At 66.7% G+C, this 11,697-nt stretch carries 14 protein-coding genes; 8 read left to right on the top strand and 6 right to left on the bottom strand.

The window, feature by feature from the left end; genetic code table 11:
- Window positions 1–30: 30 nt before the first annotated feature.
- Entirely contained in the window at window positions 31–357 is a 327-nt protein-coding gene (locus AC1DZ6_RS08695; protein ID WP_012284839.1) for a cell division protein ZapA, read from the bottom strand.
- A gap of 3 nt (window positions 358–360) precedes the next feature.
- Window positions 361–795 (bottom strand): hypothetical protein, encoded by a 435-nt coding sequence (locus AC1DZ6_RS08690; protein ID WP_477096796.1) that lies wholly within the window; start codon window positions 793–795, stop codon window positions 361–363.
- Between the two features lie 229 nt (window positions 796–1,024).
- On the opposite strand from AC1DZ6_RS08690, the gene gap reads away from it, so the two are divergent.
- The 7 genes from gap to AC1DZ6_RS08655 all read left to right on the top strand — a co-directional run bounded on the left by gap (window position 1,025) and on the right by AC1DZ6_RS08655 (window position 8,218).
- Window positions 1,025–2,032, top strand: coding sequence for a type I glyceraldehyde-3-phosphate dehydrogenase (gap, locus tag AC1DZ6_RS08685; protein ID WP_477096795.1), 1,008 nt, complete (start codon window positions 1,025–1,027; stop codon window positions 2,030–2,032).
- A 16-nt stretch (window positions 2,033–2,048) separates the two neighbouring features.
- Window positions 2,049–2,384, top strand: a complete 336-nt coding sequence (locus AC1DZ6_RS08680; RefSeq protein ID WP_477096794.1) for a hypothetical protein — start codon at window positions 2,049–2,051, stop codon at window positions 2,382–2,384.
- 17 nt (window positions 2,385–2,401) lie between these two features.
- Complete coding sequence (locus AC1DZ6_RS08675; RefSeq protein ID WP_477096793.1) at window positions 2,402–3,592, top strand: phosphoglycerate kinase; 1,191 nt, start codon at window positions 2,402–2,404, stop codon at window positions 3,590–3,592.
- Between the two features lie 185 nt (window positions 3,593–3,777).
- Window positions 3,778–4,869, top strand: a complete 1,092-nt coding sequence (gene fba / locus AC1DZ6_RS08670) for a class II fructose-bisphosphate aldolase (protein ID WP_477096792.1) — start codon at window positions 3,778–3,780, stop codon at window positions 4,867–4,869.
- A 295-nt stretch (window positions 4,870–5,164) separates the two neighbouring features.
- Entirely contained in the window at window positions 5,165–5,563 is a 399-nt protein-coding gene (locus AC1DZ6_RS08665; protein ID WP_477096791.1) for a baeRF12 domain-containing protein, read from the top strand.
- Window positions 5,564–5,718: 155 nt separating this feature from the next.
- A complete protein-coding gene (locus AC1DZ6_RS08660; RefSeq protein ID WP_477096790.1) occupies window positions 5,719–6,543 on the top strand; it encodes an SDR family NAD(P)-dependent oxidoreductase in 825 nt (274 codons plus the stop codon).
- 34 nt (window positions 6,544–6,577) lie between these two features.
- Window positions 6,578–8,218 carry a GMC oxidoreductase gene (locus AC1DZ6_RS08655; protein ID WP_477096789.1) on the top strand — a complete coding sequence of 547 codons (1,641 nt, stop codon included), beginning with the start codon at window positions 6,578–6,580 and terminating at the stop codon, window positions 8,216–8,218.
- A gap of 9 nt (window positions 8,219–8,227) precedes the next feature.
- Here AC1DZ6_RS08655 and AC1DZ6_RS08650 read toward each other — a convergent pair whose 3' ends face one another.
- Together AC1DZ6_RS08650 and epmA are read right to left on the bottom strand one after the other, a co-directional pair.
- The gene (locus AC1DZ6_RS08650; protein WP_477096788.1) at window positions 8,228–9,268 is read right to left on the bottom strand and encodes a lysine-2,3-aminomutase-like protein; all 1,041 of its coding nucleotides are present in this window, start codon (window positions 9,266–9,268) and stop codon (window positions 8,228–8,230) included.
- 157 nt (window positions 9,269–9,425) lie between these two features.
- Window positions 9,426–10,475 carry an EF-P lysine aminoacylase EpmA gene (gene epmA, locus AC1DZ6_RS08645; protein WP_477096787.1) on the bottom strand — a complete coding sequence of 350 codons (1,050 nt, stop codon included), beginning with the start codon at window positions 10,473–10,475 and terminating at the stop codon, window positions 9,426–9,428.
- Window positions 10,476–10,583: 108 nt separating this feature from the next.
- On the opposite strand from epmA, the gene efp reads away from it, so the two are divergent.
- Window positions 10,584–11,132 carry an elongation factor P gene (efp, locus tag AC1DZ6_RS08640; protein WP_477096786.1) on the top strand — a complete coding sequence of 183 codons (549 nt, stop codon included), beginning with the start codon at window positions 10,584–10,586 and terminating at the stop codon, window positions 11,130–11,132.
- A 46-nt stretch (window positions 11,133–11,178) separates the two neighbouring features.
- On the opposite strand, the gene AC1DZ6_RS08635 is transcribed toward efp, so the two are convergent.
- Entirely contained in the window at window positions 11,179–11,286 is a 108-nt protein-coding gene (locus AC1DZ6_RS08635; protein ID WP_016766356.1) for a YjcZ family sporulation protein, read from the bottom strand.
- A 201-nt stretch (window positions 11,287–11,487) separates the two neighbouring features.
- On the bottom strand, window positions 11,488–11,697 hold a 210-nt coding region (locus tag AC1DZ6_RS08630), incomplete at its 5' end, for a CotD family spore coat protein (RefSeq protein WP_477096785.1).

Genomic DNA, 11,697 nt, shown 5'->3' with positions numbered 1-11,697 from the left:
GGACCAAGGAGAGAGCGGACCGTTTGCCGCCTACCCCTGAACCAGCGCCTCGATCTTCTCGGAGGCCGCGTCCAGGGCCTTGATGGCGCGGATCTCGACGCGGGTCTGTTCGGTCTGCAGACGGGCCAGTTCGGACTGGGCRTGGGCCAGGCGCAGCTTCAGGTCGCTCAACTCGTCGGCCAGCAGCAGGGCGCCCATCAGGAACAGCCGGGTCTCGCCCAGCTGGCCGACGTCCTGGCTGACCTGGCGGACCTGGCGATCGAACAGGCGGGCGATCTCCAGCAGGTGGGCTTCCTGCCCGTCCTCGCAGCCGACGGTGTAGGGGCGGCCGTTCACCTGGATGGTCAGTTGGGCCATGACTCAGGCCTCCCGTTCCGTGACGCCGTCATCGTCTAGACCGCCGAACAGGTCGCCCGCTTCGGCGCCTTCGTCCTCGAAGTCTTCCTCGTCGTCGTGGACGCCTTCGGTGATCAGGCTCTCGTCGCCCAGGGCGGCGCGGATCTCGGCGATGGCGCGGCCCAGGGCTTCGGAGGCCTGTTCGCCGGCCTCTTCCAGGGCCTTTTCGCGGGCCCGGGCGGCTTCCAGATCGACGGCCAGACGCGCGGCCTTGGACTCGGCTTCGACGTCGAACAAGCCCGGATCGTCAGACCCCGAGGCCGAGGCGGCCGCGGCGGCGGCCGAGAACGCGGCCAGACGCGCGGTGCGCTCAGCCGTGATCTTCTGTTCCAGCTGGCTGACGGCGCGCTCCAGGCGTCGCGCGGCCAGCTCGAGGGCGTTCCCTTCGCCCGGGGTCATCGGCATCGTCCCAACTTCATGCGGCGCAACATATAGACTGCCGTCCGCTTCGCCACCCGCCATGGCGACAATTGGGCGATGAAACGGTGCGGATAACAATAGGTCATCCTATGTGAGCCCTCGCGCAGGTTTCTTGGGCTTGACTTCCCCGCCCTGGACCGCAAAACGCGCTGCAAAATCAAGGTAACGTCGGTCGCCTCGGCCGAACGCTCGTTAGGAGAAAGACCTCATGGCCATTCGCGTCGCCATCAACGGCTTCGGCCGGATCGGACGTCTCGTCCTGCGCTCCATCGCCGAGCATGCGCGCCGCGACATCGAGGTCGTCGCCATCAACGACCTGGGTCCCGTCGAGACCAACGCCCACCTGCTGCGCTACGACAGCGTCCACGGCCGGTTCCCGGGCGTCGTGACGTCGGGCGAGGACTGGATCGACGTCGGCCTGGGCAAGATCAAGGTCACGGCGATCCGCGACCCCAAGGACCTGCCGCACAAGGACCTGAACGTCGACATCGCGTTCGAGTGCACGGGCATCTTCACCGCCCGCGACAAGGCCGCCCTGCACCTGGAAGCCGGCGCCAAGCGCGTGCTGGTCTCGGCCCCCGCCGACGGCGCCGACAAGACCATCGTCTACAAGGTCAACCACGACGTCCTGACCGCCGACGACATCATCGTCTCCAACGGTTCGTGCACCACCAACGCCCTGGCCCCGGTGGCCAAGGTGCTGCACGACCTGGTCGGCATCGAGCGTGGCTACATGACCACGATCCACAGCTACACCGGCGACCAGCCGACGCTCGACACCATGCACAAGGACCTCTACCGCGCTCGCGCCGCGGGTCTGAGCATGATCCCCACCTCGACCGGCGCCGCCAAGGCCCTGGGCCTCGTGCTGCCGGCCCTGAAGGGCAAGCTGGACGGCTCGTCGATCCGCGTGCCGACCCCGAACGTCTCGGTCATCGACCTGAAGGTCGTGCCGTCGCGCGACACCACGGTGGATGAGGTCAACGCCGCCCTGCAGGCCGCCGCCGACGGCGACATGAACGGCGTGCTGTTCACCACCACCGAGCCGCTGGTCTCGCACGACCTGAACCACATCGCCGCCAGCTCGACGGCCGCCCTGCCCCAGACCCAGGTCATCGAGGGCAAGCTGGTCCGCGTGCTCAGCTGGTACGACAACGAATGGGGCTTCGCGACCCGCATGGCCGACACGGCCCTGGTGATGGCGAAGTTCCTTTAAGATCGGAGACGAGGGCATGAAGGGGCTTTGGATCGCAACGATCGTGCTCTGGGCCCTCGGCCTCTTGGCGCTGCCTATGCTTTTAAGCGGCCCATCCATGTTTCAGATGCTGGGGGCGGAGCGTGAGCTCCGCCCCTTCATCATGTTCATGTGGGGGCTCTTCGGCCTAGCTGTGCTCTGGCTGGTCGCCATGCTGGTGGTCGCCTTCAGGCATCGAGGCAAATCCCGGACGCTCACGCTGGCAGTGACCTTCGGAATGGCGGCCATTTTCCTGGGGCTAAGCCTAGTCCCCCTAAAAACCACAACGACCATCAAAGTCGATCTGCCGCCGGCGTCTGGCGCTGCGCGTTGATCGATCTGGAGAATTCCATGCCCTTCCGCACCCTCGACACCGCCGATCTCGCCGGCAAGCGCGCCCTGGTCCGGGTGGACTTCAACGTGCCGGTCGACGGCGGCAAGATCACCGACGACACCCGCCTGCGCGCGGCCCTGCCCACCATCCACTACCTGTCGACCAAGGGCGCCAAGGTCATCCTGCTGGCCCACTTCGACCGTCCCAAGGGCAAGGTCGTGCCCGAGATGAGCCTGGCCTTCGTCGCCGAGCCGCTGGGCAAGCTGCTGGAGCAGGAGGTGGCCTTCGCCGCCGACGCCGTCGGCCCCAAGGCCAAGGCCGTGGTCGACGCGATGGAGAACGGCGGCGTGGCCCTGTTCGAAAACGTCCGCTTCCACGCCGGCGAGGAAAAGAACGACGCCGACTTCGCCGCCCAGCTGGCGGAAAACGGCGACCTCTATGTCAACGACGCCTTCAGCGCCGCCCACCGCGCCCACGCCTCGACCGAAGCCCTGGCCCGCATCCTGCCATCCTATCCGGGCCTGGCCATGCAGCGCGAACTCGACGCCCTGGACGCCGCCCTGGGCAATCCGAAGAAGCCCGTGCTGGGCATCGTCGGCGGCTCCAAGGTCTCGACCAAGCTGGACCTGCTGAACAACCTGGTCGCCAAGCTGGACCGCCTGGCGATCGGCGGCGGCATGGCCAACACCTTCCTGTTCGCCCAGGGCCACGACGTCGGCGGCTCGCTCTGCGAGAAGGACCTGGCCGACACCGCGCGCCAGATCATCGCCACGGCGGAAAAGTCGGGCTGCGAACTGTTGCTGCCGATCGACGTGGTGGTGGCCAAGAAGGTCGCTCCCGGCGTCGACGCCGAGACCCGCGACCTGGCCGACGTCCAGCCCGACGACCTGATCCTGGACGCCGGCCCCAAGAGCGCCCAGCGCCTGATCGAGGCCATGGACGCCAGCAAGACCCTGATCTGGAACGGCCCACTTGGTGTATTCGAGGTGCCCCCGTTCGACGAAGCGACGGTTTCGGCGGCAAAACACGCCGCTAAACTCGCCAAGTCAGGTAAGATCGTCGCTGTTGCTGGCGGCGGTGATACGGTCGCCGCCTTGAACCACGCGGGCGTGTCCGGCGATTTCACCTTCGTCTCGACCGCCGGCGGCGCGTTTCTTGAATGGATGGAAGGTAAGACCCTTCCCGGCGTCGCGGCCCTCGAGGCCTGACGCCGAACTGTTTCAATCTGGACCGCGGCGTCCCGGCGAAAGACCGGGCGGGCGGTTCACGAGCGCAGGACGACCAACGTCGGGACGAGGAACCCGACGAGAACGACCCGGGCAAAGAACGCATTAGCGTCGGGCCCCAAAAACAAGAAACGGCCAAAACACTCACGCTTGCAGGAGAACACCACGTGGCGAGGATCACGCTAAGACAGTTGCTGGATCATGCGGCGGAGCATGACTATGCGCTGCCGGCCTTCAACATCAACAACATGGAACAGGGCCTGGCGATCATGGAGGCGGCGGAAGCCGTCAATTCCCCGGTCATCATCCAGGCCTCGCGCGGCGCGCGGAACTACGCCCACGACATCATGCTGGCCAAGATGATCGACGCCCTGGCCGAGATCTATCCCAACATCCCGGTGTGCATGCACCAGGACCACGGCAACGGCCCGGCCACCTGCGCCACGGCGATCCAGTACGGCTTCACCTCGGTGATGATGGACGGCTCGCTGATGGAAGACGCCAAGACCCCGGCCACCTACGAGTACAACGTCGAGGTCACCCGCCGGGTCGTCCAGATGGCCCACGCCTGCGGCGTGTCGGTCGAGGGCGAGCTGGGCGTGCTGGGCTCGCTGGAAAGCGGCATGGGCGAAGCCGAGGACGGCCACGGCTTCGAGGGCGTTCTGAGCCACGACGAGCTGCTGACCGATCCCGACCAGGCGGTCGACTTCGTGCAGCAGACCGGCGTCGACGCCCTGGCCATCGCCATGGGCACCAGCCACGGGGCCTACAAGTTCACGCGCAAGCCGGACGGCGACGTCCTGGCCATGAACGTGATCGAGGAGATCCACCAGCGCCTGCCGAACACCCACCTGGTGATGCACGGCTCCAGCTCGGTTCCGCAGGACCTGCAGGACATCATCAACCAGTACGGCGGCGCCATTCCCCAGACCTGGGGCGTGCCGGTCGAGGAAATCCAGCGCGGCATCAAGCACGGCGTGCGCAAGGTCAATGTCGACACCGACAACCGCCTGGCCATCACCGGCGCGATCCGCAAGATCCTGGCCGAGCACCCGCACGAGTTCGACCCGCGCGCCTATCTGAAGCCGGCCAAGGACGCCATGCGCAAGGTCTGCCAGGAGCGCTTCGTGCAGTTCGGCTCGGCCGGCCACGCCGACAAGGTCAAGGCGCTGTCCACCGCGACCATGGCCAAGCGCTACACCTCGGGCGAGCTGCACGCCAAGTTCGGCGCGGCGGCGAAGAAGGCCGCGGCCGAGTAAGGCTGGCGGCTTTCGCTGAAAACGACGAGGCCTCCCAGGGCGACCTGGGAGGCCTTTTCGCATTTCATACCTTACGGCTGTCGTCCCGGACGAGCGCGTAGCGCGAAGATCCGGAACCGACGCGTGAACGCGGGCGCTTCCGGCGGTCCCGGACCTGCGCCCGGCTGCGCCGGACTTGTCCGGGATGACAGACTCGGTGGTGCGCGATCATCGGGGAGGCCTTTTCCGTGCGCCTCAGGGCAACTCCCGTCCCCGCCGGCCGTTAACAGGCCCCATTGGTTCAAGGATACGCACGATGATACTTCCCAAAGGCGCCCTGGTGGCCGTCGTCGATGGCGAGAAGCTGGTGYTGTTCAAGAACACCGGCGATCACGCGCCCGAACTGACGGCCCTGCCCACCCCGGACATCGACGGTGTCGGCGGCGGCACGGGCGGCCATCCGTCCAGSGCGGCCAACCCCGACGACAGCACCAAGGCCGAGGACGGTTACGCCGCCGGCGTCGCCGCCCTGCTGAACCAGCAGGCCCTGACCAACCAGTTCGAGCACCTGTTCGTCGTCGCCGCCCCCAAGACGCTCGGCGAGCTGCGCAAGCACTGGCACAAGGCGCTGGAGGCCAAGCTGGTCGGCGAGCTGGCCAAGGACCTGACCGGCCAACAGACCGACACGATCGCCACGGCCATCGCCAACGCCTGACCGCGTCCGCCTTCACGACAGGCGAAGAGGCCTCCCAGGGCGACCTGGGAGGCCTTTTTCTCGCCGCGGCTTGGGCTCCCTATGTCGCTGAGGTCGGAGGGCTATAGTCGCTTGCCGACAAGGGCTTGGGCCGGCAAGGCCTGGGGAGATGGGTGATGGTTGAAGCCGCTGCGTCTCCCGAACGCCCGCTGGCCCTGGTCACCGGCGCCTCGTCCGGGATCGGCGAAGCCTTCGCCCGGGCCCTGGCGGCGCGCGGCCACGACCTGGCCCTGGTGGCCCGCCGCGCCGACCGGCTGGAGGCCTTGGCCGCCGAGCTGTCCGCCCGTCGCGGCGTCACCGCCTTCGCCCTGCCCGCCGACCTGTCGGTGCTAGGCGCCAACCAAACGGTGCTCGACGCCGTCGCGGCCCGAGGGCGGCGGGTGGACGTGCTGGTCAACAACGCCGGCTTCTCGATCGCCCAGAGCTTCGACGACGTGCCCTGGTCGCGGCAGCAGGACTTCCTGATGACCCTGGTGGTCACCGCCTGCGGCCTGGCCCATGGGGTGATCCCCGACATGGCCGCGCGCGGCGGGGGCAGGATCATCAATGTCGCCTCCCTGGCCGGCTTCGCCCCGGGCGTGGCGGGCCACACCCTCTATCCGGGGGCCAAGAGCCTGATGATCAAGCTGACCCAGGCGCTGGACRCCGAATATCGCGCGGCCGGCCTGAAGATCACCGCCGTCTGCCCCGGCTTCACCCAGACCGAATTCGCCAGCGCCAACGGCACCGACGCGGTGATGGCGCAGGCGCCCCGGCGGCTGTTCCAGACGCCGGACCAGGTCGTGGCGGCCGCCCTCAAGGCCAACGACCACGGCAAGGTCGTGGTGGTGCCGGGCTGGCACAACGTCGTGGCCGCGACCCTGCTGCACTACCTGCCCCAGGGCCTGGTCCGCTTCGCCCTGATGAAGGGCTCGGCCAAGTACCACCTGGCCGCCGACTGATCCTGCTTCCCGCCACTCCAGCTCCGGACCCTTCATGGCGACGCGTTTCGACATCGTGATCATCGGCTCGGGGGCGGGTGGCGCGACCCTGGCCCAGCGCCTGGCCCCGACCGGCAAGACCATCCTGATCCTCGAACGCGGCGAGCACATCCCGCGCGAGGCCGAGAACTGGAGCCCCAAGGCCGTCTTCATCGAGCGCCGCTACCGCACCCAGGAGCGCTGGTACGACAAGAAGGGCCACCCGTTCACGCCCAACACCCACTACTGGGTCGGCGGCAACACCAGCTTCTACGGCGCGGCCTTGATGCGGATGCGCGGGCGCGACTTCACCGAAGTCCAGCACGCCGGCGGTATCTCGCCGGCCTGGCCGATCAGCCTGACGGACTTGGCCCCCTACTACACCGAGGCCGAGACCCTGTGGCAGGTGCACGGCGCGCGCGGCGACGATCCCACCGAGAACGGCGACGAGCCACCCTATGCTTACGCCGCCGTCCACCACGATCCGGGCGTGGCGGCGCTGAAGGGTCACTGGGAGACGCAGGGCTGGAAGCCGTTCTCCCTGCCGCTGGGCGTCAAGCTGGACCAGGCCCATCCGGTCACCTCCACCTGCATCAAGTGCAAGACCTGCGGCGGCTATCCCTGCCTGCTGAAGGCCAAGTCCGACGCCCGCTCCCTGGCGGTCGAGCCGCTGATGGACCTGCCCAACGTCACCCTGCTCACGGGCCGCAAGGTGCTGCGACTGGAGACGGATCCGTCGGGCAAAACGGTCACCGAGGTGGTCTGCCAGGCCGAGCACGGCGAGGAGCGTTGGAGCGGCGACATCGTGGTGCTGGCGGCCGGCGCGGCCAACACCGCCGTGGTCCTTCAGGCCTCGGCCAACGCCGCCCACCCGGGCGGCCTGGCCAACGGCTCCGACCAGGTGGGCCGCAACTACATGTTCCACAATTCGACGGCCATAGTCTCGCTCACCGCCCGGCGGCAGGACATCACCTTCCCCAAGACCCTGGCGGTCAACGACTTCTACTGGGGCGACCCGCGCGGCGGCTACGACCTGCCGATGGGCCACATCCAGCTCTTGGAATACATGTCGGGCCAGACCCTGGAAGGCCAGGTCGAGGACTGGCTGCCGCCGGCCCTGGTGCCCGACACCCTGGCCGGCGCGGCGGCCGACCGCATGCTGTCGATGCTGGTGATCTCCGAGGACCTGCCCCAGAGCGACAACCGCGTGCGGCTCAATCCCGACGGCCGCATCTCGCTGGACTACACCTTCGGCAACCTGGAGGGCCATGACCGGCTGGTGAAGACGCTGCGGGAGTCGCTGGAGGGCTTCGTCGATCACGCCCACCCGATCTCGCAGCACCATTTCCAGTTCGACTCGCTGCTGCCGCTGTACGGCACCGCCCACCAGTGCGGCACCACGCGGTTTGGGGCCGATCCGAAGAGCTCGGTGCTGGACCGCGATTGCAAGGCCCACGAGCTGGACAATCTGTACGTGGTCGACACCAGCTTCTTCGTCTCGGCCAACGCGGTGAACCCGACCCTGACCACCGTGGCCAACGCCATGCGGGTGGGCGATCACCTGATCGAGCGACTGGGGGCGCGCACGCCGACGGCCGAGGTGCTGGCGCCGACGCGGAACCTCGATCCCCACAAGGATGGGGAGGCGCTGGCCTAGTCCTCTCCCCTATCGGGAAGGCGGATAGGCGTGCGCGCCGCCGTTCGGGTCCTCGACCTGGCCTTCGACCGCCAGATAGTCCGGCCCGATCGGCACCTTGCCGTGGCCGTCGGGGATGTCGAGCACGTAGGTCGGCTGGCAGAGCCCCGAGAACCGGCCGCGGATGGCGCGCATCAGGGCGCGGCCTTCCTCGACCGTGGTGCGCAGATGGGCGGTGCCCGGCGCGTGGTCGCCGTGGTGCAGGTAGTAGGGCCGGATGCGGGTCTCGACGAAGCCGCGCATCAGGGCGCCCAGCGTCTCGGGGTCGTCGTTGACGCCCTTCAGCAGCACCGTCTGGCTCAGCATCGGGATGCCGGCGTCGATGATCCGGGCGACGGCGGCGCGGGCCGCGTCGGTCAGTTCGCGGACGTGGTTGGCGTGCAGGGCCACATAGACCGTCTTGCCACTGGCCTTCAGGGCCGCGACCATCTCGTCGGTGATCGCCGCCGGATCGACCACCGGAATGCGGGTGTGGAAACGCACGACCTTCACATGGTCGATGGCCGCCAGTCGCTGGCCGAGGTCGCGCAGGCGGCGCGGCGACAGCACCAGCGGGTCGCCGCCGGTGACGATCACCTCCCAGATCTCCGGATGGGCGGCGATGTAGGCGAAGGCCGCGTCCAGCTTTTCGGGCGACAGGTTGGGCGCGCCCTCGGGGCCGACCACCTCGCGTCGGAAGCAGAACCGGCAATAGACCGCGCAGGTGTGGGTGGGCTTCAGCAGCACGCGGTCGGGGTAGCGGTGGACGATCCCCTCGACAGGGCTGTGGGCCTCGTCGCCGATCGGGTCGGCGACCTCGCCCGGGCCTTCCGAGAGCTCGGCCTCGCTGGGGACGAACTGGCGGGCGATCGGGTCGGACTCGTTGGCCGGGTCGATCAGCTCGGCCATGTCCGGCGTGATCGCCACGGCGTAGCGCGCCGCCACCTGTTCGAGCGCGGGCAACCGCTCGGGAGCGATCAGGCCGGCGTCGGCCAGCGCCTGGGCGCTGCGAAGGGTGCGGGCGGCGGTCATGAGGCCGGCGGTATGGCGGATTGAAGCGTTAGACGCAATGCGGCCCGCTGACGGGGACATGCCCTTGCGGCGTGTCCCCAGCCGTATCCCCAGCCGTATCCCCAACGTCGCGCCAGGATTTGGGGACACGCCGCAAGGGCATGTCCCCGTCAGCGACCTAACCCGCCACCGGCGTCCACAGCACCTGGTCCACCCGGCTCGCCCCCGCCGCCAGCATCACCAGCCGGTCGAAGCCCAGGGCCGAGCCCGAGGCATTGGGCATGATCGCCAGGGCCGCCAGGAAATCCTCGTCCAGCGGGTAGCGTTCGCCATAGACCCGGGCCTTCTCGTCCATCTCGGCCTCGAAGCGGCGGCGCTGTTCGCCGGCGTCGGTCAGTTCGCCGAAGGCGTTGGCCAGCTCGACGCCGCAGGCATAGAGCTCGAACCGCTCGGCCACCCGCGGATCGCCGGGCTTGGGCCGGGCCAGGGCCGCCTCGGCCGTCGGGTATTCGCACAGGATCGTGGCGCGTCCGATCCCCAGGTTCGGCTCGACCTTCTCGACGATCACCCGGCTGAAGACATCGGCCCAGGTATCGTCGTCCGCCACACGGATGCCCGCCACCCGCGCCGAGGCCGCCAGGGCGTCGCGATCGGTCTCGCCGCCGGGTCCGATCGAGGCCAGCAGATCGACGCCCGCATGCCGCTCGAAGGCTTGCGCCACCGTCACCCGCTCCGGCGCGGCGAACGGATCGCACGAGCGGCCCCGAAAGCGGAATTGGAGGGTTTCCGCCGTTTCCGCCGCCAGGGCCAGCAGGGCCGCGCAGTCGTCCATCAGGGTCTGGTAGGGCGCATCGACCCGGTACCATTCCAGCATGGTGAACTCCGGATGGTGCAGCGCCCCGCGCTCGCGGTTGCGCCAGACCTTGCCGAAATCGAAGATCCGCTGCTCGCCCGCCGCCAGCAGCTTCTTGCACGAGAACTCCGGCGAGGTGTGCAGGTACAGCGGCGCGGCCTCGCCCGAAAGCGTCAGGGCGCGGGTCTCGAAGGCGTGCAGGTGAGCCTCGTTGCCGGGCGACACCTGCAGGGCCGCCGTCTCGACCTCCAGGAAGTCGCGGGCCTCGAACCAGGCGCGAAACGCCGACTTGATCCGGTTGCGGATCAGCAGGAACGGCCGCCGGTCGGCGTGGCTTTCGGGCCGCCACCAGGGCGAGGGAGAGGCTGTCTGCACGGGAAGTCCCAGGGACGGGGGTGGCGAACTCGGCGAGGATCGCTATAGGAGGGCGATATCTAACGCAATTCGCGCGGCTCCGGGCCGCTGGGATCAAGGACGAAGTAAGTGACTAAAGTCGCCGCCAGCTCGCTGAGGAAGGGTTTCGTCGTCGATATGGACGGCAAGCTCTACGTCGTTCTCAACGTCGAAAACATCCATCCCGGCAAGGGCACCCCGGTGACCCAGCTGAACATGCGCCGCATCTCGGACGGGGTGAAGGTGTCGGAACGCTACCGCACGACCGAGACCGTCGAGCGCGCCTTCGTCGACCAGCGCGACCACACCTTCCTGTACCAGGACGGCGAGGGCTATCACTTCATGAACCCGGAAAGCTACGACCAGCTCGTGGCCACCCCGGAAGTGATCGGCGACCTGGGCGCCTATCTGCAGGAAAACATGACCGTCGTCCTGTCGACCCACAACGACATCCCGATCGCCCTGGAGCTGCCGCGCACCGTGACGCTCGAGATCGTCGAGACCGAACCGTCGGTGAAGGGCCAGACCGCCTCGTCGTCGTACAAGCCGGCGATCCTCAGCAACGGCGTTCGCACCATGGTGCCGCCGTACATCGCCGCCGGCACGCGGGTGATCATCCTGACCGAAGACACAACCTAGAATAAAAAAGTCTTTCTCAAATTAGAGAAAGACTTTTTTATTGTTATTAATAGCCAAATCCGCGGCCGTAACAGCTGCATCCAATAATGACAAGAAGAATAAACAGGACAACTAATAAAGCAAAACCAGAACCTGCTCCACCATAACTAGACATACAAACACCTCTTTTCGTGGTATTTAACTAAAGGAAAAAACTTTAAATATACATGGGTTAAGGTATTATATGTAGACATAGCTCATATCGATTGGATTTTGGTCAAAAATAGGCTACTTTGTTTAACGATAGCTAAATAACATCCTAAATTTCACATAGTAAAAACCCTTCATTGTTAAAATGAAGGGGCTTTTCTGGCTATCAGCACCAAGGACGAGGTCTAGGAGGGCAGCTTGGAGCACAAAAATGGTGATGCGTTTCCTGATATAGAACGGATTCTGTATGAGGGAATGAGTGCATATATTTATAATTTTTTTGATAAACATTTGTGGTATGACTAGGGTGCATCACTGGTACAAACACATCTTGACCAGTAAAAGATGTATTTTGTTTAACTGGGTCATACTGAGC

The sequence above is a fragment of the Caulobacter sp. P1_B12_2 genome (assembly GCF_056406675.1).
Note: the sequence above shows the minus strand (reverse complement) of the source record. Positions and strands in the feature narration are given on the sequence as shown.

Coding starts and splice junctions, on each gene's coding strand:
- AC1DZ6_RS08690 (WP_477096796.1), bottom strand. CDS start 795: ATGACCCCGGGCGAAGGGAACGCCCTCGAGCTGGCCGCGCGACGCCTG.
- gap (WP_477096795.1), top strand. CDS start 1,025: ATGGCCATTCGCGTCGCCATCAACGGCTTCGGCCGGATCGGACGTCTC.
- AC1DZ6_RS08680 (WP_477096794.1), top strand. CDS start 2,049: ATGAAGGGGCTTTGGATCGCAACGATCGTGCTCTGGGCCCTCGGCCTC.
- AC1DZ6_RS08675 (WP_477096793.1), top strand. CDS start 2,402: ATGCCCTTCCGCACCCTCGACACCGCCGATCTCGCCGGCAAGCGCGCC.
- AC1DZ6_RS08655 (WP_477096789.1), top strand. CDS start 6,578: ATGGCGACGCGTTTCGACATCGTGATCATCGGCTCGGGGGCGGGTGGC.
- AC1DZ6_RS08650 (WP_477096788.1), bottom strand. CDS start 9,268: ATGACCGCCGCCCGCACCCTTCGCAGCGCCCAGGCGCTGGCCGACGCC.
- AC1DZ6_RS08635 (WP_016766356.1), bottom strand. CDS start 11,286: ATGTCTAGTTATGGTGGAGCAGGTTCTGGTTTTGCTTTATTAGTTGTC.